Here is a 26,749-nt window from a genome sequence, read left to right as displayed (position 1 = left end):
TCCCGCGGATCGACCATGGCCAAGAAAAAACGCGGCGAGACACACGGCGGAGGACACGGCTGGTTCGTGACCTTCGCGGACCTGATGGGTCTGATGATGAGCTTCTTCGTGATGCTCGTGGCGTTCTCCACCATGGACAACAACAAGCTGAAGATCGTCGCCGGTTCGATGCGCGAGGCCTTCGGCGTGCAGACCGACGTGCGCTATTCCGGCATCATCGAGTCCGATGGTTTGCCGACGCGGCCCAAGCTGAAGAACGTCGATCATATTTCGCCGGACGAGGCTTCCAATACGCCGACGCCGGATCAGCAGGATCAAAACCAGGTTTCCGGCGCCAAGCTGAAGATCGACCGCGAATTCGCGCTGGCCTCGGCCTCGCTGCGCCAGGCGTTGCAGGACATGCCGGAGATGACCGAAATCTCCAAGCACATCATGTTCGAGGAGACCAAAGAGGGCCTCAACCTCGAGATCGTCGATCAGGATGGCCGCTCGATGTTTGCCGAAGGCTCGAAGGTTCCCTTTGAGCGGACGCGGCGCCTGATCCAGAAGCTCGCGGCGCCGCTGAAGGCGACCCCGCTCCGCGTTGCGATCGCCGGCCACACCTCGGCCGGCTATGTTCCGACCCGAAGCGATTACGGCGCCTTCGACCTTTCCGCCGACCGCGCCAACGCCGTGCGGCAAATCCTCGAGCGGGAAGGGCTGCCGCCGGCCCACATCTTCGCCGTCTCCGGCAAGGCCGATACCTTGCCGCTGTTCCCCGACGATCCCTCGCTGTCGGCAAATCGCCGGGTGACCATCACCCTTATGCGCGAAAATCCGCCGCTGCCGCCCGGCTTAAAGCCCTAGCCGCGCTACCATATTACCCTCTTCGAGAACGATTGAGTCTTTGCGGGTTTTCGTGGACGCCGAGTCAAGGCGTTGACAGGCTTTCAAGGAAAGCGTCGATAACCGTCGGGACCAAAATCAGAGATCGAGCCCTCCTGTCATCATGACCGCCAGTGTTACGTCGACAGAGGCTCATGACGGGCCCGTCACCACCACAGGCTTTTGGTCCCTGACGCTGGGAAGCATCGGGGTTGTCTTCGGCGATATCGGAACTTCGCCGCTCTACGCCTTCCGCGAAGCGGTCGCCGGCGCGGCGCACGGCCAGCCAGTCAGCCGGATCATGGTGCTCGGGGTTCTCTCGCTGATCGTCTGGGCGCTCTTCATCGTCGTCACCGCGAAATACGTCTTGCTGCTGCTGCGTGCCGACAATAACGGCGAGGGCGGCACCTTGTCGTTGATGGCTCTGAGCCAGCGCGCGCTTGGCCGCAGAAGCTGGCTGTTGTTGGCGCTTGGCGTGCTGGGCGCCTCGATGTTTATCGGCGACTCCATGATCACGCCGGCCATTTCTGTGCTCTCGGCCGTGGAAGGCCTCAAGCTCGCAACGCCGGCGTTCGAACATTATGTCGTGCCGCTGACGATATTCATCCTGGTCGGATTGTTTGCGGTCCAAAGGAGCGGTACGGCGCGCGTCGCTTCGGCCTTCGGTCCGGTCATGATGGTCTGGTTCTTCGCTCTTGCAGTGATGGGCCTCTATCACATCAGCGACGATCCGTCGGTGCTCGCGGCGATCAATCCCTGGTACGCGCTGCAATTCCTGCTCTCTCACGGAACAATCGGCCTCGTGACGCTGGGCGCGGTATTTCTTGCCGTGACCGGCGGGGAGGCGCTCTACGCCGATCTCGGGCATTTCGGGCGCAAACCGATTCAGGCGGGGTGGCTTTACTTCGTGCTGCCATCCCTGCTTCTCAACTACTTCGGCCAGGGCGCGCTGGTGCTTTCCCATCCCGATGCGATCGAGAATTCCTTCTACCGGATGGTTCCTGAGGTCCTGCTGCTGCCGTTGGTCGCGCTGGCGACGGCTGCAACGGTCATCGCCAGCCAGGCTGTCATCACGGGCGCCTATTCGCTGACGCGACAGGCGGTGCAACTCGGTCTGCTGCCGCGCTTTGAGGTTCGCTACACGTCGGAAACGCACGCGGGCCAGATCTATCTGCCGCGCGTGAACCGGCTATTGCTGATCGGCGTATTGTTGCTGGTGCTGCTGTTCCGCACGTCCAGTGGCCTTGCTTCGGCCTACGGCATCGCCGTTTCGACCACCATGGTCACCGATGGCATCATGGGTTTCGTGGTGATCTGGAAATTGTGGAACTGGCGTGCGGCGACGGCTGCGGCTGTGATCATGCCGCTTGTCATCGTCGACACGACCTTCTTCAGCGCCAATCTCCTGAAACTGTTCGAAGGCGCGTGGGTGCCGTTGTTGTTCGGTCTCGCCATGGCGATCATGATCTGGACCTGGCGCCGAGGGACCGCGATCCTGGTCCAGAAAACCCGAAATATCGAGGTGCCGCTGAATGATCTGCTCAAGAGTCTCGAAAAGCGTCCGCCTCATATCGTTAAGGGCACCGCGGTTTTTCTGACCAGCGACCCGAGCTTCGTGCCGACGGCGCTCCTGCACAACCTCAAGCACAACAAGGTACTCCACGAGCACAATGTGATCTTGACGATTCAGACCGCGCAAACACCCAGGGTTGACCCCGCTGAACGCGTCCGGATGGAGGCCATCAGCGAAAGATTTGCGGCGGTCCAGTTGCGCTTTGGCTTCATGGAAACGCCCAACGTGCCCAAGGCGCTCGGGATCGCGCGCAAGCTCGGCTGGCATTTCGACATCATGTCGACGTCGTTCTTTGTCTCCCGCCGGGCGCTGAAGCCATCCGCCCAGTCAGAGATGCCGCAGTGGCAGGATCATCTGTTTATTGCGATGAGCCGCTCGGCAAACGACGCGACCGACTATTTCCAGATCCCGACCGGCCGGGTGGTTGAAGTCGGGACGCAGGTCACTATTTGAAGTTATGCATTTTTAGCATGCCATTGGCCTAAAATAGGGCTAGGCTATGCTTCGGGCGCGGGGCATAAGCCGCTCGCTTTGCTAGAGGCTTCCTACTTTCATGACAACCGATGTTGCAGCTCCCGCCGCGGAAACGACGGCGGCCAATGGCCATGGGACAAATGGCCATGGAGAGATCCATTCGACGGCCAGCCTGAAGGCGCTGCTGATCGGCAGTATCGGCGTCGTCTATGGGGATATCGGCACCAGCCCCCTGTACGCTCTGCGTGAAGCGGTGGTCGCTGCCAGCGGGCCCTCGGGCGTCGTCGATCCCGCTGCCGTGCTCGGGGTGGTATCTCTGATCCTGTGGGCCCTGATCATCGTCGTGACGATGAAATATGTCGTGATCCTGCTTCGCGCCGACAATCACGGCGAGGGCGGAACACTGGCCCTGATGGCGCTGGCGCAGCGCGCGGTCAGCCGTGGCGCCGGCACCATTGTTCTTCTAGGTATCATCAGCGGCGCGCTGTTTTACGGCGACGCCGTTATCACACCGGCACTCTCGGTGCTGTCGGCCATCGAAGGCATCAAGCTCGTCACCGCGGCGTTCGACCCGTACGTGGTCCCGCTTACCGTCCTCATCCTGCTGGTGCTGTTTGCGGCACAGTCGCGCGGCACGGCCCATGTGGCGGCCTTTTTCGGGCCGATCATGTGCATCTGGTTTGCCATCATAGCGATCGGCGCCATCATCCCGGTGATGCAGCATCCCGCGGTGTTGCAGGCGTTGAATCCGATACTTGCCGTCTCCTTCATGCTCCATCACGGCATGATCGGCTTTGTGACGCTGGGCGCGGTGTTTCTCGCAGTGACCGGTGCGGAGGCGCTCTACGCGGACCTCGGGCATTTCGGCAAAAAGCCAATTCAGACGGCGTGGCTCTTCATTGTATTGCCATCGCTGGCGTTGAACTACCTGGGACAGGGGGCGCTCGTCATCGCCGATCCCAAAGCGATCGAAAATCCGTTCTTCCTGATGTTTCCGGACTGGGCACTCATTCCGATGGTCGGGCTGGCAACCGTTGCCACCGTGATCGCGAGCCAGGCGGTGATCACCGGCGCCTATTCGTTGACGCAGCAAGCGATCCAGCTCGGGTTGCTGCCGAGATTTGAGATCAGGCACACGTCTGAATCGCAGTTCGGACAGATCTATATTCCGCGCATCAACCTGCTGCTCTTTATCGCGGTGGTGCTGCTGGTCGTCATGTTCCGCTCGTCGAGCGCGCTTGCTTCGGCCTATGGCATCTCGGTGACCGGCACCATGGTGGTAACGGGCATGATGGGCTTTGTCGTGATCTGGCGGGTATGGAAGTGGTCGCCGATCGCGGCCGCGGCGCTGATTGCGCCGTTCCTGTTTCTCGATTTTACGTTCCTCGCCGCCAATCTGCTGAAGGTACTGGAAGGCGGCTGGGTGCCGCTCGCGCTCGGTTCGATCGTGATGCTGTTGATGTATACGTGGCGTCGCGGCAGCCGGCTGTTGTTTGAAAAGTCGCGCAAGCTCGAGTTTCCGCTCGCCGACCTCGTGGCGATGCTGGAGAAGCGGCCGCCGCAACGCGTTCCCGGCACGGCCGTTTTTCTGACCAGCGACCCCATCAGCGCACCGACCGCGCTGATGCATAGTCTAAAGCACTACAAAGTGCTGCATGAGAAGAATGTCATTCTCACCATCGAGACGGCGGCCACCCCACGCGTCGATCCATCGGAGCGCGTAAGGCTGGAGCAGATCAGTAATACCTTTACCAAGATCACGCTGAAGTTCGGCTTCATGGAGTCGCCCAACGTTCCAAAGGCCCTCGCCATTGCCCGCAAGCTCGGCTGGCAGTTCGACATCATGTCGACGTCCTTCTTCCTGTCGCGCCGGGCGCTGAAGCCCGCCGCGCATTCCGGAATGCCGCGCTGGCAAGATCATCTCTTTATTGCGTTGAGCCGCACAGCCAACGATGCGACCGACTATTTCCAGATTCCGAGCGGCCGCGTGGTCGAGGTCGGAACCCAGGTCACCGTTTGAGCCGGGACCGCCGGTAATTCGACTTATCGGGCGCTTGATTTTCGTCACGTGAGGGGCGAGGTTGGCGGCTGATCAAGAGGCGTTCGAGTGGAGGATGTGGGTGACGGATCAAGGACATCGGGTTCAGGATTTGGCGGCGGAAGACGTGTCGCGCGGCATGGCTGAAGGGCGCTATCTTCTGGTCGACGTCCGCGAGCCCAACGAGGTTGCGGTCGATGCCTATCCCGGCGCGGTCGTGGTTCCGCTGTCGAGCTTCGATCCAAATGCTATTCCCGATCCGAAGGGCAAACAGGTGGTGTTCGCCTGCCGGTCGGGCAAGCGATCGGTGACCGCCTCGCTGGCGGCGCAGGCGGCCGGGCTGCCTTACGACAAACATCTCGCGGGCGGGATGCTGGCCTGGAAAGGCGCAGGTTTGCCGACGAATTCGCCCGGCTGACCGTTCCCATGACGTCCCTGAACAAGGTTTTCGGCGACCTGCCGGTCACGGTCTTCGAGGCGATGTCGCAGCTTGCCCGCGATAACAACGCCATCAATCTCGGCCAGGGTTTTCCGGACGATCCCGGACCGGAGGACATCCGCAACGCTGCCGCCGACGCCGTGATGAACGGCAACAACCAGTACCCGTCGATGATGGGTATTCCGGAACTGCGGCAGGCGATCGCCAGCCATTATCAGCACTGGCATGGTCTTAATCTCGATCCGATGACCGAGGTGATGGTGACGTCCGGCGGCACCGAAGCGCTGACCTCGGCGATCCTCGCGGTGGTCGAACCCGGCGACGAGGTCGTTGTCTTCCAGCCGGTCTACGATTCCTATCTGCCGATCATCCGCCAGGCGGGCGGCATCCCGCGCCTGGTAAGGCTTGAACCGCCGCACTGGCGGCTGACGGAAGAGGCGCTGCGCGCTGTCTTCAACCGCAAGACCAAGGCCGTGCTGTTCAACAATCCGCTGAACCCGGCTGCGGTGGTATATCCGCGTGAAGACCTCGAACTGCTGGCGCGATATTGCCAGGAATTCGACGTGATCGCGATCTGCGACGAAGTCTGGGAGCACGTCATCTTCGACGGGCGTGCACACATTCCGCTGATCACCATTCCTGGCATGCGCGACCGCACGATCAAGGTCGGCTCCGCGGGCAAGATATTTTCGCTCACGGGCTGGAAGATCGGCTTTGTCTGCGCCGCGCCGCCGCTGTTGCGGGTCGCCGCGAAGGTGCATCAGTTTCTCACCTTCACGACGGCACCGAACCTTCAGGCCGCGGTTGCCTACGGTCTCGGCAAGCCGGATGAGTATTTTTACGAGATGCGAAAGGACCTCGCGCGTAGCCGCGACCGGCTGACAAGCGGGCTCGAACGCCTCGGCTTTCCGGTGTTGCGCTCGCAGGGCACCTATTTTCTCACCGTCGATCTGTCGCCGCTTGGCCTGAACGAAACCGACGAAGCCTTCTGCAAGCGTATCGTCACCGATTACAAGGTGGCAGCCATCCCGGTGTCGGCTTTCTACGAGCAGGAGCCGGTGACGACGGTGGTGCGTTTCTGTTTTGCAAAGCGGGATTCGACGCTCGATACTGCGCTAGAGCGTTTGTCGGACGCAGTGCGCCGGCGATAGCGGAGAATGAGAATGCCGCTCCAGCGCGTCGTGCCTCTGATCCGCTTGTCGATCGTTAGCATGCTGCTGGCACTGCCGGCGCTAGCGAAGGCCGAGGAGCGCACGGTCAATTTCTACAACTGGTCGAGCTATATGGCGCCCGGCGTGCTCGAGGACTTCACCCGCGAGACCGGCATCAAGGTTGTCTACGACACTTTCGATGCCAACGAGACGCTGGAGACGCGGCTTCTGGCCGGCAAGTCGGGTTACGATGTCGTGGTGCCGACGGCCTATTTCCTGCAGCGCCAGATCAAGGCGAATGTGTTTCAGAAGCTCGACAGGTCGAAGCTGCCGAATCTCGCCAATGCGTGGGCCATGGTGACCGCGCGGCTCGCGACTTACGATCCGGACAATCAGTACGCCGCCAACTACATGTGGGGCACCACCGGCATTGGCTATAACGTCAGGACGGCGGAGAGCATCCTCGGTGCGGGCGCGGCGATCGATAGCTGGGATATCGTTTTCAAACCGGAGAACCTCGCGAAGTTCAGGGATTGCGGCGTCCATATGCTGGACTCGCCTGACGATATTTTCCCGGCCGCGCTGAACTATCTCGGTCTCGATCCGAATTCAACGAAGCAGTCCGATCTGGACAAGGCGGCCGACTTGGTCGGCAAAATCCGGCCTTACGTTCGCAAGTTTCATTCCTCCGAATATCTGAGCGCGCTGGCGACCGGCGAAATCTGCCTCGTGGTCGGCTGGTCGGGCGACATCATGCAGGCGCGAAGCCGCGCAGCCGAAGCCGGGAACGGGATCGCGATCGGCTATGCGATCCCCAAGGAAGGCGCGCAGATGTTCTTCGACAATCTTTCGATTCCTGCCGATGCGAAGAACGTCAAGGAAGCCTACGAGTTGATCAACTTCCTCTACCGGCCCGACATTGCCGCCAGGAATTCCAACTTCCTGTCCTACGCAAACGGAAACCTGGCGAGCCAGAAACTGCTCGATCCGAAGATTCTTGCCGACAAGAACATCTACCCGGATGAAGCGGCGATCGCCAAGCTGTTCGTGATCACCGCGCGCGATCCGGCCACGCAGCGTGTCATCAACCGGCTCTGGACCAAGGTGAAGACGGGACGCTAGTGGTCCAATTCTAACATTCGCATCCCTTCTCAGCAGCCACTCTTGCGAATGTTAGAATTAGAAGGACCACTAGCAAATATGAGTCTCTAGTGGAGTTTTGGATTTGACGTTCGCTTCTCGAATTTGCGGCTAGGCGGGTTGCGAACGTCAAATCCACTCCACTAGCTACCGCCAACGGCGGTGCAGCCATAGCCATTGATCCGGATATTCGCGAATCCATCCTTCGACCACCGACGTGATGGCCTGCATGGTTTGCTGAACGTCGACCTGTCCGGAGGCATTGCGCACCGGCACGACCTCTTCCGAAATCTCGGCGCGGAAACGGCGGTTTGGCAGGCGAACAACGCGGACGCCATAGATCGGACATTCGATCTGCCGCAGCAGACGGGCCAGCGTCGGGTTGGCCTTGGTCTTGCGGCCAAAGAACGTCACGTCGATGCCATTGGTGAAGTATTGGTCCACCAGCATCGCCACATGCTGTCCCTTGCGCAGCGCTTCGGCCATCTTCAGCGGCGCGTCGCGGCCGGCCGGAATGAGCGTCCCCATCTTCACGGCGCGCAGCTCCTCGATGATCCGGTTGGCGGAGGCGCTGTTGGGCCGGCGAAACAGGATGGCGGCGTCGAGCCCGTGGGCGGCCGCCGCGACTGCCGGTAGTTCCCAATTGCCGATATGGGCTGCGAAAACCAGTACGGGTCTCTCTTGCAGCCGGAGCTTTGCGAATAATTCGTGCGTGCGCGGGGAGATTTCGATCCGGCTCTTCTCGGGAAACGCAGGGTCGTGGTCCCAGACGTGGTCGAGATGGGCAAATTCGGCGACGAGCCGCCCGAGATTGTCCCAAACACCGTCAAGGATTTTCTCGATTTCCTCCGGCGACTTTTCAGGAAAGGCGGCCACCAGATTGGCGCGCCCGATCTTTTGTTCGCGCGTCAAAGGCCCGATCAGGCGGGTAGCGCGCCCGAGAAAGTCGGCGGTCTTTATGGGATCGAAATAGCGCGCGGTGCGCAACAGGATGATGGTTGCCGCGCCCACCATGCCATCGACGACCGTCTTCGACGCATCGCGAATTCTGGCTTTGGCGCGAAGCAGTAAAAGGTGCATCGGGATCAACGACGATTAAGCGGGACGCGTATTTGCGCCCGGCTAAACCGGTTCACGGGTCAGAACCAGCGAGGCGTTCTGGCCGCCGAAGCCGAAGGAATTCGACATCACGGTCGTGACGCGCGCGTCGCGGGCTTTGTTGGGGACGACATCGAAGGGAATGGCGGGGTCCGGAATGTCGTAGTTGATGGTCGGCGGAATTCTTTGATGTTCCAGTGTCAGGAGCGAGACTACGGCTTCCACGGCGCCCGCGGCCGACAGCGTGTGTCCGACCATCGATTTGTTCGACGACACCGGGATTTCCTTAGCGCGTTCGCCGAAGACGGACGAGATGCCCAGATATTCCATCTTGTCGTTTTCGGGCGTCCCGGTGCCATGGGCGTTGATGTAATCGATCTGCTCGGCCGCAATGCCGGCATCGGCAAGCGCATTGCGCACGCAGCCGATGATCGGCTTGCCGTCGGGGCTCGAACGGGTGCGATGGAACGAGTCGGCAAGCTCGCCGCAGCCGGCGACGACGCCGAGGATCTTCGCGCCGCGCGCCTTTGCAGCCTCAAGGCTTTCCAGCACCAGCGCACCGGCGCCTTCCGCCATCACGAAGCCGTCGCGGTTCTTCGAGAACGGCCGCGCCGCGGCGTGCGGCGGATCATTATGGGTCGAGAGCGCCGACAGCAGCGAAAAGCGCACCAGGGCTTCCGGATTGACCGAACCATCGGTGGCGACGCAAAGCGCGGCGTCGGCCTCGCCGCGGCGGATGGCCTCGACGCCGAGCTGGATGGCGGTCGCGCCGGAGGCGCAGGCCGTGGACAACGAGATCGGCGAGCCCTTGGTGCCGAACGCCTCGGCGAGATGATCGGCGACGGAGCCGAACAGAAAGCGCCGGTGATAGGCCGTGTAACGGCCGCCGCCGGAGACGCGCAGCATGGCGTCGTAATTGATTTCGGTCTGCGAGCCGATCGCGCGGCCAAGCTCCTGGCGTTGCGGCCATTCGACTTCGACGGGGGCAACCGCAAGGAACAGCGGCCCCGGGAAATCGCCCTTGGCCCCGATGCCGGACTGGGCGATGGCCTCTTCGGCGACCAGTTCGCCGAGCCGCTCGGAAAGGTCGGTCGACGAAAACGGCTCGACCGGGATGAAATCGATGGTTCCGGCCATGGTCGTCTTCAGCCCGTCGGTCGGAAAGCGGGTGATGGTGCGAATGCCAGACTCGCCCGCCGTGAGCTTCTTCCAGTTGTCGGCTTTGCCTGCACCGACCGAGGTGACAACCCCCATGCCGGTGACGACGACGATTGGCCGGCCGAACTTATCGTGCGTGGCTGTCATGGCTTCCCCCGTGCTTACTTGATCGCTTCGACCAGCGCCATGCCTTCGCCGCGCCAGTGACCTGTCCCGATCACGACAATCTGGGACGGTCTTGCCGACATTTCAACCTCGACAGAAGGAGCGCCCGCGGACGGAAACAAGGCGCCCCGCGACAGCGACAAAGCCGCGAGCGCCAGTCCCAACGGAAACTGCGCTTCCATGGTATGGCCGAACACCGTTCCGCTCGCGCGCACCGGAAGTCCCCCATGCGCCTTCAGGAAGGCGAGTTCTTCCGACGTCGCGGGTTCGACACCGGTCGCGCCGGTGATGACGGCGGCCTTGTCGCCGATCTTGCCAAGTTGGGTCCAAAGCTTTTCAAGCGTCGAGGTCACGTCGCCGGCCTGCTTGCGATGCGACTGGTCCGCAACGACGTTGGCAAGGCGCGCAAACGGCTTGGCGCCGCGCGCTTCTGCATGCGCCTTCGACTCGATGACGAGAAACGCGCCGCCTGATCCGAGCGCAAAGCCGCCTGGCGCGCCACGTTCCCAGACCGGCGCGAACTTTTCCTTGAGATTGAATTCGCCGAATTCATAGAGAACCAGGAGATCCTTGCGTTCGCCATTTTGCGAACCGCCGATCAGCGCGATGTCGCTTTGGCCGGCGGCAATCCGGGCAAGCGCAATCCGCACGGCGTCGACGCCGGATGCTTCCTCGCCCATGAAGGTGCGGGACGAGCCGGTGACGCCATGCACGATGGCGATATTGCCGGCAAGCAGGTTGGAGAGTTGCGCCAGGAAGAGCGTGGGGCGCAGATCGCTCATCAGCCGTTCGTTGAGAAAGCCGGGCGCCGAATTGCCCTTTGCTTCCAGGCTCAGGATGTTCGAATCGACCGCGAGGTCGCGCTCGCCGCCACCGGCGGCAACGATCATGTCCATCCGTGCGAGAATTTCGGCGTTGCCTTTGACGCCCGCGGATTCCAGCGCCAGTCCCGCGGCGTAAGTGCCGATCCGCTGCCAGGCTTCCATCTGGCGCTGATCGCCTTTCTTCGGAATCTGGGCGTCGAAGACCAGCGGCGCCAGGGGATGCACGACGCAGGGCGCGAAGCCTTTTTCATCAACGTTGATGCGGCGCTGATTGAGGGCGTCCCAGTGGGCGTCCAGACCCTCGCCGAGCGAGGTCGCTAGCCCAATGCCGGTGATCCAGACCTCGGTTGCAGGTTTTTTTTCGGTCATGGGGTGATGACCTGCTGCGGAAATCCGACCCGCTCGGCTACCGAGTTCATGTATCCGCGCATATCCGCATTGGGGAAGGGGATCAGCGTGAAGGTGAGCGCCGAGTTGGCGCGGAGTTTGCCGCCGACGCGGATCTTTGCTTCCGTCACGGCATAGCCCGAGCCTTCATGGGTGAGGGCAGCCTCGACGGAAATCAGGTCGCCCGGAAAAACCGAGCCGCGCACCTTGGCTTCCTTGACCGCGGCAAGGATCGGCATGCGTTCGAACTTGAGCACGCCGAGCAGGAGCCAGCCCGAGGCCTGCGCCATCGATTCGATCAGCAGCACGCCCGGCATCAAGGGATAACCGGGGAAGTGCCCCTCGAAGATCGTGCTTTCTTTCGGAACCTGCGCTTCGACGACAATCTTCTTCCCGCCGATGTCGAGGTCGACGATGCGGTCGATCAGGTGAAAATATTCAAGCTGCATGTCGCGCGACTAGTGTCCCGATTCCGAAGTTCGCGGCAAAAATGATGCGGACTTTTTGGGCTGCCACGCTTATGCGCTTGCGCCCTTGGCCGCGACCAGTTCGTCGATCCGGGCGCTGAGGTTTTTCAGGACGAAGTACTGCTCGGTGGTCGCCTTGCCGTCGTTGACCTCCTGGGTCCACTTTTCCAGCGGCAGCTTGATTCCGAACGCCTTGTCGATCGCAAAGGCGATGTCGAGGAAGTCGAGGCTGTCGATTCCGAGATCGTCGATCGCGTGGCTCTCCGGCGTGATCGTGTCACGCGGTATGTCGCAGGTTTCAGCGATAATCGTTGCCACCTGATCGAATGTAGAAGACATCACTAAGCCTTTGATATTTTGAAGGTAAATCCCACGGAGCGTGGGGGTGACGAGCGCTCGGCCGATCGGGCCGCATCCACCACCCGAAGTCGAAAGCCCGTATATCGGAGCGGAGCGGCGAGTTCAATGGAGGGAGCTGGTGGTTGTGGCGGCCGATTCCAAGGTCAAAGCCGCTGTTTTGCCGGATATTGCTGACAGGAGGGGCGTTCGGGCCGCCGAAACGCCGCTAGTTGTGAGGTACGACGATCTGGACGCAGTCGTGGCGTCCCATCAGCACACAATCCTGGGTTCTGCGGAGCTGGGCGATGCTCATCGTCAGCCATATGCCGATGGCGAGCAGGGCCACCGTGAAGGCGAAAGCGGCGACATTGGCCAGCATCCGCTGCCGATAATTGTCGGCCTCTTCCGGGATGCGTTCATAGCGCGACAGATCGTTGGCAACCTCGAGACGACGAGCGAGTGGAGGCTGGTTGCTGCGCTGGGCAAGAGGTGACCCGGGGCGCGGCCGAAATTGGAGCACGCGGTGCTCGTCTTCCTGCGCGGTCGATACGATGGGTCGCTGGGGTCTCACGGATGCCAGCTCCGGGGCAACTGCGCTCTTCCTAGCACGCCGGCGTGGTAGCTCGAAGTAAAAATAAGGATAGCAGATCGTCGGAAATCATCCGGCTTCCGTGTCGTGGAACTTGCCGTAGTCGATTCGAACCCGGCTGTTGTCGAAGGTTTCGAGGATATCGACATAGCGCTGGCCGAACCGGATGTCGGTATGATCGTAGGTTTTGCGGGCGTGGATGGTTTGCGCCGCAACAACGTCAAGACCGGACACCACGACCATCAGCCCCACGCTCGCCGCTTTCATGTCGTCGGCGCTCATGTTGTGAAGCGGGCTTCTGTCGTCGAGGACGTGATAGAGCGTCCAGGTCAATGCGAGCGCGGGATGCTCGTTCTTCACCAGCAACAGTTCGTCGAAGCGGCGCACAGATTGTCCTTCGGCGCTCACGACATTCCTGAGGACCCAGAGCCGCGCCGTGGCGTTGCCGATGAAGTTGTGGCGTTCGTTGGCGAGACGAACCATCAGCGTCGGCTTGCCTTCGTAAGTCGAAATGACGGGATTGTTGGCAAACAAGAGCCGGGCGCGCGGCCGCGAAAACCGCGCGAAGACGAGGCCGGTCATGACCGACATCGAGAAGATGCCCGTGAACAATTCGACGGTAGCGATGAAGTGCCCGTAGTGGGTTTGCGGATGCATGTCGCCGTAACCGGCGGTCGAAAGCGTCTCGATGCTGAAATACAGATAATCGATGTAATCGCTATGCGTGATGTTCGAGACCGGGTTGTCTCCAAGCCAATAGAGGAAACCGAAGATCGTGTTGAAGACGACGAACACGAGCGCTGCGCCGGCGATGAAGGCCGGCCAGGAAGCCGTCATGCAGCGGTGGCTGATATCGGCCCAGAAATTGAGGCGAAGGCCGTCGGCAATGATTTCCCGGTCGCCGAACCGGATTGTGGTGACGCGCGACGACCTCGACATCCGATCCCTCAGGCTGCTCATCATCTCTTCAGGGTCTCTCGACAAGCGGTGCGGCGGGCGGCCTGCAAGCTCTCGACGATTGTTGCGTGCGGCCCGCGAATAGCGGCCATTTCGCAGCCTTTGGGGCCGTACGCGTTCTGCGTGCGGTCAAAGGTCATTGATCGTTGGTGTCATCATGCCATAATCGAAGGAACAACAACGGCATATTTCACAATCCGGCAGGGAGTTGTCTAGTCATGTCGAACGTCCGCGAACCGATGATTCACCCGATTCCCATACTGGCGCTTCGCCCGACCCAGATGACCGTCGGGATGCGCGAAGTGAAGGAAAAGCGCAAACGCTTTCGGGAGCAGAAAAAGAAAAAGCAGTCTGAAGCGCTCGGCAAGCACATGATCCCGGTCGTGAAGGGGCCGGACAAGCGATACTACGTGGTCGATCATCATCATCTGGCGCGCGCACTTCACGAAGAAGGCATCACGGATATTCTGGTCACCGTGATCGGCGATCTCAGCATGGTCGAAAAGGACGCCTTCTGGGGCGTGATGGACAACAAGCGCTGGGTCTACCCCTACGACACGAAGGGCGAGCGCCGGCATTTCAAGGACATCCCGAAGGCGATCACCGAACTCAAGGACGATCCGTTCCGCAGCCTTGCCGGCGAGTTGCGGCGCTCCGGTGGGTTCGCCAAGGATACGACGCCTTTCAGCGAATTTTTGTGGGCCGATTTCCTGCGACGAAGAATCTCGACCAAGGTCGTCGAAGAGAATTTTGCAAAGGCGATGGAAAAGAGCTTGGCGCTGGCCAAAAGCCAGGACGCGACCTATTTGCCCGGTTGGTGCGGACCAGCGCCTGACGCCTAGCAGTGTTGCTTCTACGCTTTCGGCAACCGACCCATGAGGTAGAACTCGTCGTTGGGCCGCATGGCGGTGACGTTGGCCATCCGGTTCGACAGCGCGAAGAACGCCGAGATCGCGGCGATGTCCCAGATATCGTCCTGGCTGAACCCGTGCTGCGAAAGCGCGGCAAAATCCGCCTCTGACACGAGCTGCGCTTCCTGGCTCACCTTCATGGCGAAGTCGAGCATGGCGAGCTGGCGCGGCGTGATGTCGGCCTTGCGGTAGTTGACCGAGACCTGGTCGGCGAGCAGCGGGTTTTTGGCGCGAATTCGCAAAATGGCGCCATGGGCGATCACGCAATACTGGCACTGGTTGGCGCTCGACGTTGCGACCACGATCATCTCACGCTCGGCCTTGGTCAGGCCGCCGTCCTTTTCCATCAGGGCGTCGTGATAGGCAAAGAAGGCGCGAAACTCATCGGGCCGAAAGGCGAGCGTCAGGAAAACGTTCGGAATGAACCCGGACTTCTCTTGCACCGCGAGCAGGCGCGTACGGATATCCTCCGGCAGGCTGTTGACGGGAGGAACCGGGAATCGCGAGGCTTTCGGCTCTGTCATGGCGAGGCGTCCGTTAGACGGGATAGCTTCGCATGAGCATAGTCATTTGGCCACGATGGCGCAAAGCCGTGCGGCTTCACGTTCGGCGCTGAAGATGATCTAGCGCAGCGGCTTCTTCAGGAGCGAGAAGCGGTCGGGATCGAGCCCCATGGAGGGTTGCAGCATCGGCGCTTCCGCCGGGCCCATCGTTCGCGACACCGGGCGATCGCTGAAGCCGGGATCGTTGGGAGCCGCGTCGCGGTTGGACGTGGCGCCGCGCCAGCGTTCCAGCACCGCGCTGACGAAGTGCATGTCATGACCGGAAGTGGCCGACGGCACCGTCGATATCGTGGCTTCGCCGCGCGGTAGCTGGTGCACCGGAACCTCCTTGAACCGCAAGCGGGTCGGCAGCGCCACGCCTTCGCCGAAAGCAAGCACTTCGCGCGTTCCGAGCGAGGGAACAAAGGACAACAGGTTCGCGGCGGCGTCCGAAACCGCCGAACGCAGCAGCGCCTGGTCGCGCTCGTTGGCAAGACGCATCGTGAACAGGGTGTTGCACTGGGAGATGATGGTGGCATCGAGCTCGGCGGGACGCTGCGTGATGAGACCGAGATAGACGCCGTATTTGCGGCCTTCCTTGGCGATGCGCGACACCGCCTTGCGGGTCGGGCCAAAGCCGACATTGCGATCGGCGGAGGCGTAGCGGTGCGCCTCTTCGCAGACAAACAGCATCGGCGAGACGCCGTCGCTCCAGAGGCCGAAATCGAAGGCCATCCGGCACAGCACCGACACCACGGAGTCGATGACTTCCGCCGGGAAGCCGGCGAGCTGCATCACGGTCATCGGCCGGCCTTGAGAAGGCAGGCGGAACAGATGGCTGATCACCTCAGACATCGTGTCGCCGCCGACATTGGCGTTGTCGAACATGAAGGCATAACGCGGATCGTTGCGCACCGTCTCGATGCGCGAGATCAGCTTGTGATAGATGATGCGCGAAGAACGGTTCTCGAGCTTGCCCATGCGCTCGTCGATCAGCGAGATCAGGTCGACCAGGCGATAAGGCACCGGCGTGTCGAGCGTATAGCCGACCGATTTGGGATCGCCGCGCTTCAGGCCCACCCGGTCCGAGTTCTGATACTGCGTGTAGATCGATTTCGCGACCGGAATGACCTCGGCGAGAATATCAAGTTCCTCAGGCACGCCGGGGCGGCCGGCGAACAGCACGTCGACGATTTCCTCGAAGTTGAACAGCCAGAACGGAAGCTTCAGGTTGCGCGGATTGAGGACCAGCGCGCGGTCGCCGAAGCAGCGCCCGTATTCGTTGTGAACGTCGAGCAGGAAAACCCGCAAGGTGGGCCGCGATTTGAGAATCTCGTTCAACAGCAGCGATACGCCGGTCGATTTACCGACACCGGTCGACCCCAGAACCGCAAAATGCTTGGACAGCATTTCCTCGATATCGACATAGGCGATGACCGAGGAATCCTGCTGGAGTGTGCCGATATTGATCTGATCCGAACCGCTGGGCGCGTAGATCGTCCGCAGTTCCTGGCTGTTGATCAGTTCGACGGAATCTCCGATCGATGGGTAATTGGTGACGCCGCGCCGGAATTTCTGGCTGTCTCCGGCTCCATGGATCTCGCCGAGCAGGTCGACCGAGGCGCTGGCGATGTAGTTGTCTGATTTTGGCAGGTCTTCGCACGACACCTCGGTGATCATCGCAACGATGACCGAGCTCGCGCAGCGTATGCTGATGAACCGGCCGACCGTTGCCCGCACTTCGGACGGGCCCACCTTGCCGTTGCCCAGCAGGCCGACCCGCGCAAGCGAGCCGCGCACCAAAATCACGCGTCCAAACGATGTCACGATTACTGAACCCGACCTGTCACCAATTGCGTCCTGGACGACACTATGAGGGCTGTCGCTGCACAAACGGTTAAATCGCCTTAGGCAAAAAAGCGGCGTTTCGGTGCATATCCATGTTGGAACTCTTTTCGGCGCGCGTTCCTCCGGCAAAAGGTGAAAATCAAACGGCCGCCAACCGCCGGGCAGGGCAGCGCGTTCATATTTGATTTACCAATCAACGAGGTGCTGCGCCGGGGAGAGGCGGGCCGCGAGTGGCCGTGCCGGTCTTATCCCGCGATGCAAACCAGCTATCTGTCGAACGCGGCAGATATTCGTTGACTTGACCGAATGATTTGTACATTTGTACAAATCGAAATGGCCCGTCCACCCGACAGCGATGATGCCGCACCGCGCAAGCCGAATATGCGCGAAGCCATTCTCTGCGCCGCCGAGGAACTGTTTTCGACCAATGGTTTCAACGCCGTTTCGGTGCGCGACATCGCGCAGGCGGCAGGCGCCAACCCCGGCAGCGTGACCTACCATTTCAAGACCAAGGACGGGCTGCTGCTTGAAATCTATCGTCGGCACTGCGGACCGATGAACCTGAGACGGTCGGAACTGCTGGCGGCCGCACAGCGGGTGCGGGATCTCAACGACCGGCTCGAGGCGATCGTGCGCGCCTATGTGCTGCCGGCTTTTTCGTCCGGCAACGATCTTGCCGGTGGCGGGGCGCGTTTCACCCGGCTGCGGGCGGTGATGTCGGCGGAAGGCAATGCGGTTGCCGGCAAGATCATCGCGCAGACTTTTGACGACACGAGCCACGCCTTCATCGACGCGATCTGTGAAAGCTTGCCGCATATCCCGCGCACCGAGATCGTCTGGCGCAGCCATTTTCTGCTGGGCGCGCTTTACTACACGCTGGTGACGCCCGAGCGCGTCGCGCGCCTGTCGCGGGGCGAGGCCGACGGCAGCGATGCCGCCGCCGCGATCGAGCAACTGGTCAAGGCAACGGTTGCTTCGTTCCAGGCGCCCGCGCTGGATGAGCGGCGGCCGGCGCCGCGGCTTTCCACTGCACCACTTCATAATCCAAGAGCGCCGTCAGGGCGCCGCTAACAAGCAAGGTCGAATGGAGTTGCAAAAAGGGGAGGATGAGAATGGCTACGACTGCGTCAGCAACTGTCAATCACGGGGAACTTGGTGAAACGGTCCGCGTAGGGCTTCTTGGAGGCCTGATCGGCGGTGTCATCATCTGGATTTATGAGGCCATCGTCTGGGTCGGCATCCAGCATCTGATGCCACTTGCGGGCATTCCCCGCAACGCTACCGGACTCGTGTTCGGCAAGGACGTGCAGGATTCATTGGGAGCCGTCGCTTATCTCGTGGGCACCGGCATTCACTTTTTCTTCGCGCTGGCCTGGGGCGTCGCCTTCGCGTGGGTGTGGCCGGCCTTTGCGCGTCGCGGTTATGAGGCGTCGCTGATCGGCATGTTCTTCGCGGTTTTCCTGTGGATCGTGATGCATATCGCGATCGCGGTTGCTTCGTCGAGCCACCCGAATTACCTCGACCCCAACGTGATCATTGGCGGCTTCATGTCCCACTTGTTCTACGCCGTGCCGCTCGCGCTCTTCGTGAAGCATCGACTGGCGGCAAATGATTGACAGGGGCCGGCGCCGGTAGCGCATTGACGGTGAAGGCGACGCTCGCTGCGAGGCGAGCGCCGCGTCAACAAGAATGGATCGGCAAGATCTGAGGAAAGCGATGGCAAAGACAGGTTTGGTGGTTTCAGCACATCCCGGCGATTTCGTCTGGCGCGCCGGCGGCGCAATCGCGCTTCACGCCAAAAAAGGCTACCGCGTCAAGATCGTCTGCCTGGCATTCGGTGAGCGCGGGGAATCCCAGTTCGCCTGGAAACAGTCGGGCATGACGCTCGAGAAAGTCAAAGCCGGCCGCAAGGACGAGGCCGAGCGCGCTGCGGCTTCACTCGGCGCGGAAATCGAATTCCTCGATGCCGGCGATTATCCGCTGCGGCTGACGGACGCCCATATGGAACGGCTGATCGATATCTATCGCGAGCTCAATCCGAGCTTCGTGCTGACCCATTCGCTGGAAGATCCCTACAACGTCGATCATCCCGCCGCGACGGCTTACGCGCAGGAAGCGCGGATCGTGGCGCAAGCGATGGGCCACAAGCCGCAAGCTGATTACAGCTATGCCGCGCCGCCGGTCTTCCTGTTCGAGCCGCACCAGCCGGAGATGTGTAACTTCAAGCCGCAGGTGATCCTCAACATCGACGAGGTCTGGGACATCAAGCGCAGGACCTTCGAAATTCTCGCCGCACAAAAGCACCTGTGGGCCTATTACGAGCGCGTCGCGTTGCAGCGGGGCATGCAGGGCGGACGCAATTCCGGCAAGGCCATGACTTATGGTGAGGCCTATCAGCGGCTGTTCCCGATGGCTTTGGAAGAACTGGTGTGATGGAGAAGCTGGTATGAAGACCATCGTTGTCCGCAACATCGCGCGCGCCGACGCCGGTATCGTCAAGCGGCTTGGCGCGCTTGGGACCTCAACGGTGCACGAGGCCTATGGCCGGTTCGGCTTGATGAAGCCGTACATGCGGCCGGTCTGGGCGGGCGGTGAGGCCGCCGGCACTGCGGTCACGGTGCTGGCGCAGCCCGGTGACAACTGGATGATCCATGTCGCGGTCGAGCAGTGCCGTCCCGGCGATCTGCTGGTCGTAGGCTGCACCACTGATAATACCGACGGCATGTTCGGCGATCTGCTCGCGACCTCGCTGAAGGCGCGCGGTGTGGTCGGTCTTGTGATCGATGCCGGGTGCCGTGATGTGAAATCGCTCAAGGAGATGGGCTTTCCGGTGTGGTCGAAGGCGATCTCGGCCAAGGGCACGGTGAAGGCGACACTGGGCGCGGTCAATGTTCCCGTCGTGTGTGCCGGGGTCAACGTCCATCCCGGCGATGCGATCGTTGCCGACGATGACGGCGTAGTGGTGGTGTTGAAAAAGAACGCCACTGAGGTCGCGGCCAAGGGCGAGAAGCGCCAGGCCGACGAGGAGGGCAAGCGCCAGCAGCTTGCCTCCGGCGTGCTCGGGCTTGACATGTACAAGATGCGTGAGCCGCTGGCGAAGGCGGGTCTCGTCTATGTCGACGAGCCGGAGGCCGATTGAGATGGCCGTGCGCCTGCGCACCTTGCTCGGCGATCATGCCTGCACGGCAGCGCTGAAGGATGGGTCGATCAAATCCGATCTCGTCGAGTTCGATTTCGTCGACTACAAGCCGACCAACAAGGGCTTCAAGCCGATGGTTCGCGAGGGCGCCTTCGACGTCTCGGAGATGGCGATCGTCACCTACCTGATGGCGAAGAATTTCAACAAGCCGATGGTGCTGTTGCCGGATGTCGTATTGGCGCGGTTTCAGCATGGCCATGCGTTTTACAACCCCAAATTCGGCACGCTCACGCCGAATGATCTTGCCGGCAAGCGCGTCGGCATCCGCTCCTTCAGCACCACGACCGGCGCCTGGTTGCGGGGCATTCTCGCCAATGATTACGGCGTCGATCTCAATGCGATCGACTGGGTGACTTTCGAAGACGCGCACGTCGCCGAATTCGAAGATCACACGCGACGCGCGCCGGCGGGAAAGCAGATCGTCCAGATGCTTCTGGATGGCGAGCTCGACGCGATCCTCGGTGAGAAGGTCGACCATCCCGACCTCAAGCCGCTATTTGCGGACGTCAAGGGCGAAGAAGCCCGCTGGTTTGCCAAACACGCCGTGCGACCGATCAATCACATGGTGGTTGTGAAAAAGGATCTGTCCGACGAACATCCCGATATCGTGCGCGAGGTCCATCGCCTGTTCTCGGTGGCCGCCATCACTGGCGACGGCCGTTTTCTCGCCGTCGACATGCGGCGCTCGCTGGAATGCATCACCGCGTATGCGGCGCAGCAGAGTCTCATTGCCCGGCAATTTTCCGTCGACGAGCTGTTCGACGATGTGACGCGTCCGCTGATTGAAGAGGGTCATTGACATGCAGCCTGAGCCCATTCTTGACCTTGCCCATCTCGGCCATCTCGAATTGCTGACGCCGAAGCCGGACGAGAGCCTGAAATTCTTCGTCGATGTGATGGGTATGACCGTCAGTGGGCGAAAGGGCGAGTCGGTCTATTTGCGTGGCTGGGACGATTATGAACGCTATTCGCTCAAGCTTACGGCTTCCAAGACCTCAGGCATGGAGCACATGGCGCTGCGGGCGCGAAGCCCGCAGGCGCTCGAGCGCCGGGTCGCGGCGCTGAAGGACTCGGGTTTCGATATCGGCTGGACCGGCGGCGATCTCGGCCATGGTCCGGCGTTTCGCTGCCGCGACCCGGACGGCCATATCGTCGAACTTTATTATGAGACCGAATGGTATCAGCCGCCGGCCGAATTAAAGCCGGCGCTGAAGAACCAGGCGCAGCGCTTTCCGGCGCGCGGCATCAATGTGCGCCGGCTCGATCACCTCAATTGCCTGGCGGTCGACATCAAGGCCAACCGGATTTTCTTCGAAAAGTATCTCGGATGCCGGCTGACGGAGCAGATCGTGCTCAACGACGGCACCGAAGCCGCGATGTGGATGACGGTCACGAACAAGAGTTATGACTTTGCGTATTCGCGCGACCATTCCGGCACGCCGGGCCGTTTCCACCATCTCACTTACGCGCTCGACAGCCGCGAGGATATTTTGCGGGCCGCGGACATTTTTCTGGAGAACGGGGTCTATATCGAAACCGGTCCGCATAAGCACGCGATCCAGCAGACTTTCTTTCTTTACGTCTATGAGCCCGGCGGCAACCGGGTCGAGGTCGCCAATGCCGGCGCGCGGCTGATCCTGGCGCCGGACTGGAAACCGATCGTCTGGACGGAGGAGGAGCGCAAGAAGGGGCAGGCATGGGGACTGAAAACGATCGAGTCCTTCCACACCCACGGCACCCCGCCGGTTGAGGGTCACTAGAGCGTTTTCAAGCGAAGTGGATACCGGTTCGCGTGAAGAAAACGCGTCAGAGCGAAAAAGCCGTTCACACCGTATTGACCCGACCGGCGTTCGAAACGCAGCAAGCATAGCCTCTCGCTGGCTTTCCGGAAGATTTGTCTCCTGCTATCGTCCCGCGCGATCGAGTACCAAAAACAACATCAACAGGGAGTATTTTCATGAAACGCCGCGCCGCCATCGCATCGCTTGTCCTCGGCATCTCAGCTCTGGCGTATTCACCCCAGGCTTCGAGCGAGGCAGGGTGGGTCTCGCTGTTCGACGGCAAGAGCCTCGACGGCTTCAGCAAGGTCGGTGACGCCAACTGGCGGATCGAGGACGGCATGATCGTGGCCGACAAGGGTAACGGCTTCCTCGTCACCAAGTCCGATTACAAGGATTACGAAATCAAGGCCGAGTTCTGGGTGGAAGCGGATTCCAACAGCGGCATTTTCATTCGCTGCACCGAGCCTGAGAAGATCGGCGCGGACACCTGCTACGAGGTCAATATCTGGGACACGCGGCCGGATCCGAGCTATGGCACCGGCGCGATCGTCAACGTCGCCAAGGTCAATCCGATGCCGCACGCGGGCGGCAAGTGGAACACCTTCGAGATCACGGCGAAAGGTTCGTCATTCACCGTTGTGCTCAACGGCCAGAAGACGGTCGATGGCGCGCAGGACTCAAAGCTTGCGAACGGAAAGGTCGCTCTCCAGCATGGTCTTGGCAGCAAGGACGCCGCGGGCGTGGCGAACGACAAGGGCGTGGTGAAGTTCCGCAAGGTTGAGATCAAGCCGCTCTAGGCATTCGGCGACGATTCGCTGGCGGTACATAAAGCCGCCCTCGCGCGATCAATCGCGAGGGCGGTTTTTTATCGTGTGTCATTCGTCGGCGAGGCTGCGCGGAATTGCCGAACGCTTGATCGAGGGTTGATTCGTGATATCGTGCGGCCAAAGGCAATATCGGGCCATGCCTGTAATCAGCTTGTCATCTTTTGAGTGATTTTTCGCCCGCTTCCTTGAGAGCTGTCGCGGGAGTTCACATAAGCCATGTTCCAGCTGTTCCTAAGAGCGCGTTTGCGCAACTTGACCCAAAGCAGCCCTGAAGGTGATCAGTTCAAGGTTCGCTCGCCGCAGCGGGACGAGGACACAGACCGCCAGCGTGTCGATATCGTCATGAACGCGATTGAAACGGCGCTGCAGGCTGCCGAGGGTGAGCAAAGCGGATTAAACCAGCGGGTCGAAGAGGTGCTGGCACGCGCCGCGGTGACGGTTGGAAACGCCAGTGACGAGTACCTGGATCGTGAGCCGCTGGACGGCCACCACCAGAACCTGTTCAGCGAAGAAATTTCAAATGGCCAGAAGCGGCTGAGGTCGCTCGCCGACTCGATCTCCCACTTCAAGTTTTTGAGGGCCGCGGTCTTGAGCCGGTTTCCGGACTACAAGCAGCCGGCTGCGTGACTTGGATTGCGCGCTGATGAGCCGGGCGCCCATCCGTGCATGCGAGCAGTTCTGCAACGCGCGGGGGCAGGCGGCCGCTACTTCTTGTCGGATGAACAAGGCGGCAATCTCGCTCAGGTTACCTGTAAATACAGTGTCGCGCCGTCCGATCGCCCCTAGGGCTTCGATGCCTTGTCGGCGCTGGCTAGTCACTGGAGCACTGAAATCCGCCAGTCGAAGGATATATCGCGCAAGCGGGTCAAAGGTTCGCCCCCAAATGGGTGACTGCCGTTATTGGCTCAGTTTGGATTGGAGACCAGCAGGCGAATGCGAGACAGTGCAGGATTTGGCGTTTCGGCAGTTTGCGTTGTGCCGCTTGGGTGGTTCACCCCAGCTTGATCCATGGAGGCGAAATGCCTCTCGCTGCCGAACAGGAGCATAATCCCCAGCACAGCGGTAGCCATCGCAGCAACGGCAATTCCAAAAGCAATCTTCTTGTCGATCATCGCAATTCCTCACGCTGACCTACCTCCAAGCAAAATGCGACGTTCAACCGAGTCGGGAATCAGAAAACGTACTGTGCGCGCCGCGTCGCCTTAACGACGGCCGCCCGAGCGCCGGCCCTTGGTCTTCATTTGCTTGATGTCGGAAAGCCGAAGACGTCTCGCAATTGCGAACCATACTTTGCGCATATTGTAACAGTCAGCTGTTACCGCGACGCGAGTCGGGGGATTCTCGTCGCTCGTCGGGGGACACAATCAATGCTGGTGGCGATCGAAGTCAATCTTGGCCTTTGGGGCATGATGTTGTGCGCGATGCAGGTGGCGTACAGTTGGGCTTAATGCGAGCGGCTTCGAGCTTGCGCAACTTCAACAGCCGATTGAACTGGACTATCGACTGTGTCCGATTGCGTTCGGCTTGCTCCACCTGCGCTCGCAGAACCGTAAGCTCGGACATAAGGTTTCGAAGCTGCTCCAGCGAGCGTGTCCTTGGGGTACTCATAAACTAACCTCAAAAAAATAGGTCCGCTGGCTCAAAATACGTGCTCCAGCGCCAGATGTTCTAGCAAAGAACGTAACCGGGTGCACTCCCTCCCGAGGGCGTGCTTCCGGTTAACGATGCTGATGAGCTGCATTGACCAGCGCATGCGCTAGGCGGCGCTCGCTTGGAAAGGCGGTTAGGCCGAAGGTCGCCCGAAACACCCGATGTCGAAAGCTTGGCGTACGCTGGTAATAAATGAAGGCCGGGACCAATAAATTCAGGCCAAACCAGACCGCTATAATCTTCATAACCACCGTCATGAGCGCAAACCTCGCTACCACGCCAAAGCACCGACCACTATGGCGAGGCCGATACCTGTGACGACGGGCAGGAACGGTAATTTCGCGCTTCGTTTCTTGATCCATGTCGTGCTCCCATCCTTGGGAACCAAACGTCTGAGGCGGGGGTCCTGCCGTCCCCCGCGAGCTACGTCGGCATGCGGCTAACGCGCATCTGCCGGCGCGCCGGTTGCAAGATCGGCGGGGTAGGAATCGGCCGACACTATCCAAGCACGCGAAACGCTGACCTCGGCTATGGGTGATCGGGATGCTCGCCGCGTTTTTCATCAGCTTCGGTTAGGCAGGACGCTATGGGGATCTATCGGGCATTTCCCGTCGATCAGGACGGCCACAGGAGTTCTTGGCGAAGGGCGACATCGCGGCCATGCAGTTCATCGACGGCCATGCGCTGGAGATATGGGACCATGAGCGGCGTGTAGTCTAATCGAGCTTAGCGGCGACGCGAATTAGAGGTTCGCTGGCGGCGTGGGGTAAGCAGCGTCCCCACCAATAGCTCAACCATCGTTCCGGTTTCCGACGCCATGGCATTCCCTGATTCCGCAAATTCGGATAATCCGAAAGCCGCTATGAATTGGGATGCGGACGGGCAAGCTACAGCGGCTGTGAATGCGAGGTTGATAAGCGTTGTCAGCGAGATTGAAAAGGGATTTGCCGGGCTGCAATGGGTGGGATCGCCACAGCGATTTGACAGGGCAGACGCACTTGTTACACGCTTCATCGGAGGCGTGGCCATCCGCTTCCATAAAATAAAACCTTCAAAAATTACGCTGTCGGCTCAAAATGTGTTTGTCCCGGCAGCGCCTGATACTGAAGCCCTGAAATCGTCAGCGGCAAGAGACAGCTTTAAAAGGAATTGTGAACAGCCTCATTCTTGGCGGAGAGCGGAATGTGGAGGATTCGGGCGGCGGCCCCAATTGATTCCACTGATTTGCGGTCAGAGGAAGCCGCTAGGGCTTGGGCGCGAGACCAACTGCGCACCCATGCGGCCCGGGTAGCTTGGTTGGTAAACGTCTCACGCGGGACATCGGCAAATGAAAATCCCCTTGCACTGGGTCGCTCTCCTCAGCGTAACGATACTGGCGCCGGTAGCAGCTGAAGCGGCCCTCCGATTTTACGTAAGCGTCTTTAGCAGACCCGCTCGGCTCTTCCGCTCAGATGCGCAAACCGGATGGAGTAACGCGCCTAATATCGTGACAACGCGTATCAATGCAGCCGGAGAAGAGTGGAGCATCAGTACCGACGAGAATGGCCAAAGGCTGATTGCGCAAGAGTCTCGCGCCGATCGCACGATTTTAATCCTCGGCGATTCGTTGTCTTTTGGCGAAGGCATAAACATCGAGGATCGCTTCGACGTTAAAATGCTTTCCCATTTCCCTGCTCGCGTCATAAACACCGGCACGATGGGTTATGGAACTGACCAAGAGTACGTGGTTTTCAGAAAATGGAAACATGTTTTGAAGACGAGCGACATCCTCTTGATCGTGCTGAATAAGAGCGATTACCTCGATGTATTGCGACAGCGCTTCTTCGGCCGAGCAAAGCCCTATGTTGAGAAGGCGGGAGACTCATATATCATTCGCCCGGCGCGCATCGGCCTGTTGGAACGCTGGAGCGACCGGTCTCTCGTGGCGAGGGTCGCAACGAGATTCATCGATCCCACAATTCCGGAGAATGTGGACCCCAGCCAATCGATCGGAATTATCAGTTTCATTCTAGGCCGAATTCGAGAGGAAGTGCCGCGCGGCGTGAAAGTGGTCCTGGCCCACCAAGGCACGCAAGATTTCCTCGGGCCGAAGCTCGGGCTTTCCTCGACGATATTTTGCAAATTTGCGGACGTCTGCATCGACCTCGACGACGCACTCGCTGCTTCGCCGTCTCATCTCCTCCCCGACGGTCATTGGAGCGCGTCGGGCCACATGGCCGTGGCGCAGACTCTGTTGAAAGCGCTTCAAGATTGACGCTTGGGTTTCATCGCGATCATCACTCTGATGATCGTTTTGTAGTCGCTGCAATAGACCAGCAATTCGATAAC

General features: G+C 60.5%; 27 protein-coding genes. 16 read left to right on the top strand and 11 right to left on the bottom strand.

Going from position 1 to position 26,749, the window contains the following annotated elements:
- The first annotated feature begins 15 nt into the window (after positions 1 to 15).
- The 6 genes from BUA38_RS00385 (at position 16) to BUA38_RS00360 (ending at position 7,661) form a co-directional block, all read left to right on the top strand.
- On the top strand, positions 16 to 846 hold the full coding sequence (locus tag BUA38_RS00385) for an OmpA/MotB family protein (protein ID WP_072815809.1): 831 nt from the start codon (positions 16 to 18) through the stop codon (positions 844 to 846).
- Between the two features lie 142 nt (positions 847 to 988).
- Positions 989 to 2,890, top strand: a complete 1,902-nt coding sequence (locus tag BUA38_RS00380) for a potassium transporter Kup (protein WP_072815806.1) — start codon at positions 989 to 991, stop codon at positions 2,888 to 2,890.
- 100 nt (positions 2,891 to 2,990) lie between these two features.
- Positions 2,991 to 4,931, top strand: coding sequence for a potassium transporter Kup (locus BUA38_RS00375; RefSeq protein WP_072815803.1), 1,941 nt, complete (start codon positions 2,991 to 2,993; stop codon positions 4,929 to 4,931).
- A gap of 157 nt (positions 4,932 to 5,088) precedes the next feature.
- Positions 5,089 to 5,367, top strand: a complete 279-nt coding sequence (locus BUA38_RS00370; RefSeq protein ID WP_244553355.1) for a rhodanese-like domain-containing protein — start codon at positions 5,089 to 5,091, stop codon at positions 5,365 to 5,367.
- Positions 5,368 to 5,375: 8 nt separating this feature from the next.
- Positions 5,376 to 6,539: an aminotransferase gene (locus BUA38_RS00365; protein WP_072815799.1), complete on the top strand. Its 1,164-nt coding sequence runs from the start codon at positions 5,376 to 5,378 to the stop codon at positions 6,537 to 6,539.
- Positions 6,540 to 6,599: 60 nt separating this feature from the next.
- A complete protein-coding gene (locus tag BUA38_RS00360; RefSeq protein ID WP_244553354.1) occupies positions 6,600 to 7,661 on the top strand; it encodes a polyamine ABC transporter substrate-binding protein in 1,062 nt (353 codons plus the stop codon).
- Positions 7,662 to 7,826: 165 nt separating this feature from the next.
- On the opposite strand, the gene BUA38_RS00355 is transcribed toward BUA38_RS00360, so the two are convergent.
- From BUA38_RS00355 to BUA38_RS00325, 7 genes are all read right to left on the bottom strand, one after another.
- Positions 7,827 to 8,759 (bottom strand): lipid A biosynthesis lauroyl acyltransferase, encoded by a 933-nt coding sequence (locus BUA38_RS00355; RefSeq protein WP_072815795.1) that lies wholly within the window; start codon positions 8,757 to 8,759, stop codon positions 7,827 to 7,829.
- Positions 8,760 to 8,801: 42 nt separating this feature from the next.
- The gene (locus BUA38_RS00350) at positions 8,802 to 10,082 is read right to left on the bottom strand and encodes a beta-ketoacyl-ACP synthase (RefSeq protein WP_072815792.1); all 1,281 of its coding nucleotides are present in this window, start codon (positions 10,080 to 10,082) and stop codon (positions 8,802 to 8,804) included.
- Between the two features lie 14 nt (positions 10,083 to 10,096).
- Positions 10,097 to 11,293 (bottom strand): beta-ketoacyl-ACP synthase, encoded by a 1,197-nt coding sequence (locus BUA38_RS00345; RefSeq protein WP_072815790.1) that lies wholly within the window; start codon positions 11,291 to 11,293, stop codon positions 10,097 to 10,099.
- Positions 11,290 to 11,760 carry a 3-hydroxyacyl-ACP dehydratase FabZ family protein gene (locus BUA38_RS00340; RefSeq protein WP_072815788.1) on the bottom strand — a complete coding sequence of 157 codons (471 nt, stop codon included), beginning with the start codon at positions 11,758 to 11,760 and terminating at the stop codon, positions 11,290 to 11,292. Before BUA38_RS00340 ends, BUA38_RS00345 begins: the two co-directional genes overlap by 4 nt.
- 69 nt (positions 11,761 to 11,829) lie before the next feature.
- Positions 11,830 to 12,117 (bottom strand): acyl carrier protein, encoded by a 288-nt coding sequence (locus tag BUA38_RS00335; protein ID WP_072815786.1) that lies wholly within the window; start codon positions 12,115 to 12,117, stop codon positions 11,830 to 11,832.
- Positions 12,118 to 12,343: 226 nt separating this feature from the next.
- A complete protein-coding gene (locus tag BUA38_RS00330; RefSeq protein WP_072815783.1) occupies positions 12,344 to 12,688 on the bottom strand; it encodes a hypothetical protein in 345 nt (114 codons plus the stop codon).
- A gap of 87 nt (positions 12,689 to 12,775) precedes the next feature.
- Positions 12,776 to 13,645 (bottom strand): ion channel, encoded by an 870-nt coding sequence (locus BUA38_RS00325; protein ID WP_083587381.1) that lies wholly within the window; start codon positions 13,643 to 13,645, stop codon positions 12,776 to 12,778.
- A gap of 236 nt (positions 13,646 to 13,881) precedes the next feature.
- Here BUA38_RS00325 and BUA38_RS00320 point away from each other — a divergent pair, with 236 nt between their 5' ends.
- On the top strand, positions 13,882 to 14,505 hold the full coding sequence (locus tag BUA38_RS00320) for a ParB-like protein (RefSeq protein ID WP_072815779.1): 624 nt from the start codon (positions 13,882 to 13,884) through the stop codon (positions 14,503 to 14,505).
- Between the two features lie 11 nt (positions 14,506 to 14,516).
- On the opposite strand, the gene BUA38_RS00315 is transcribed toward BUA38_RS00320, so the two are convergent.
- Positions 14,517 to 15,098: a peroxidase-related enzyme gene (locus tag BUA38_RS00315; protein ID WP_072815777.1), complete on the bottom strand. Its 582-nt coding sequence runs from the start codon at positions 15,096 to 15,098 to the stop codon at positions 14,517 to 14,519.
- Between the two features lie 99 nt (positions 15,099 to 15,197).
- Positions 15,198 to 16,943, bottom strand: a complete 1,746-nt coding sequence (locus BUA38_RS00310) for an ATP-binding protein (RefSeq protein WP_072815774.1) — start codon at positions 16,941 to 16,943, stop codon at positions 15,198 to 15,200.
- A 354-nt stretch (positions 16,944 to 17,297) separates the two neighbouring features.
- Here BUA38_RS00310 and BUA38_RS00305 point away from each other — a divergent pair, with 354 nt between their 5' ends.
- The 8 genes from BUA38_RS00305 to BUA38_RS00270 all read left to right on the top strand — a co-directional run bounded on the left by BUA38_RS00305 (position 17,298) and on the right by BUA38_RS00270 (position 23,398).
- A complete protein-coding gene (locus tag BUA38_RS00305; protein WP_072815772.1) occupies positions 17,298 to 18,035 on the top strand; it encodes a TetR/AcrR family transcriptional regulator in 738 nt (245 codons plus the stop codon).
- Between the two features lie 41 nt (positions 18,036 to 18,076).
- Entirely contained in the window at positions 18,077 to 18,580 is a 504-nt protein-coding gene (locus BUA38_RS00300) for a hypothetical protein (RefSeq protein WP_156898342.1), read from the top strand.
- A gap of 100 nt (positions 18,581 to 18,680) precedes the next feature.
- The gene (locus tag BUA38_RS00295; RefSeq protein WP_072815767.1) at positions 18,681 to 19,397 is read left to right on the top strand and encodes a PIG-L deacetylase family protein; all 717 of its coding nucleotides are present in this window, start codon (positions 18,681 to 18,683) and stop codon (positions 19,395 to 19,397) included.
- Between the two features lie 13 nt (positions 19,398 to 19,410).
- Positions 19,411 to 20,103 (top strand): 4-carboxy-4-hydroxy-2-oxoadipate aldolase/oxaloacetate decarboxylase, encoded by a 693-nt coding sequence (locus tag BUA38_RS00290; RefSeq protein WP_072815764.1) that lies wholly within the window; start codon positions 19,411 to 19,413, stop codon positions 20,101 to 20,103.
- 1 nt (position 20,104) lies between these two features.
- Complete coding sequence (locus tag BUA38_RS00285; RefSeq protein ID WP_083587379.1) at positions 20,105 to 20,962, top strand: hypothetical protein; 858 nt, start codon at positions 20,105 to 20,107, stop codon at positions 20,960 to 20,962.
- A gap of 1 nt (position 20,963) precedes the next feature.
- Positions 20,964 to 21,923, top strand: coding sequence for a catechol 2,3-dioxygenase (locus BUA38_RS00280; RefSeq protein WP_072815760.1), 960 nt, complete (start codon positions 20,964 to 20,966; stop codon positions 21,921 to 21,923).
- 197 nt (positions 21,924 to 22,120) lie between these two features.
- On the top strand, positions 22,121 to 22,741 hold the full coding sequence (locus BUA38_RS00275; protein WP_072815758.1) for a 3-keto-disaccharide hydrolase: 621 nt from the start codon (positions 22,121 to 22,123) through the stop codon (positions 22,739 to 22,741).
- A gap of 246 nt (positions 22,742 to 22,987) precedes the next feature.
- Complete coding sequence (locus tag BUA38_RS00270) at positions 22,988 to 23,398, top strand: hypothetical protein (RefSeq protein WP_072815756.1); 411 nt, start codon at positions 22,988 to 22,990, stop codon at positions 23,396 to 23,398.
- A gap of 278 nt (positions 23,399 to 23,676) precedes the next feature.
- On the opposite strand, the gene BUA38_RS00265 is transcribed toward BUA38_RS00270, so the two are convergent.
- Together BUA38_RS00265 and BUA38_RS36395 are read right to left on the bottom strand one after the other, a co-directional pair.
- Positions 23,677 to 23,883: a hypothetical protein gene (locus tag BUA38_RS00265; protein ID WP_072815754.1), complete on the bottom strand. Its 207-nt coding sequence runs from the start codon at positions 23,881 to 23,883 to the stop codon at positions 23,677 to 23,679.
- 606 nt (positions 23,884 to 24,489) lie between these two features.
- Positions 24,490 to 24,783 carry a hypothetical protein gene (locus BUA38_RS36395; protein WP_156898341.1) on the bottom strand — a complete coding sequence of 98 codons (294 nt, stop codon included), beginning with the start codon at positions 24,781 to 24,783 and terminating at the stop codon, positions 24,490 to 24,492.
- A 965-nt stretch (positions 24,784 to 25,748) separates the two neighbouring features.
- Here BUA38_RS36395 and BUA38_RS00260 point away from each other — a divergent pair.
- Positions 25,749 to 26,675, top strand: a complete 927-nt coding sequence (locus BUA38_RS00260) for a hypothetical protein (RefSeq protein ID WP_072815752.1) — start codon at positions 25,749 to 25,751, stop codon at positions 26,673 to 26,675.
- The last annotated feature ends 74 nt before the right edge of the window (positions 26,676 to 26,749 follow it).

Origin of the sequence: Bradyrhizobium erythrophlei (assembly GCF_900142985.1) — a bacterium.
Taxonomy (GTDB): Bacteria; Pseudomonadota; Alphaproteobacteria; order Rhizobiales; family Xanthobacteraceae; genus Bradyrhizobium; species Bradyrhizobium erythrophlei_B.
Note: the sequence above shows the minus strand (reverse complement) of the source record. Positions and strands in the feature narration are given on the sequence as shown.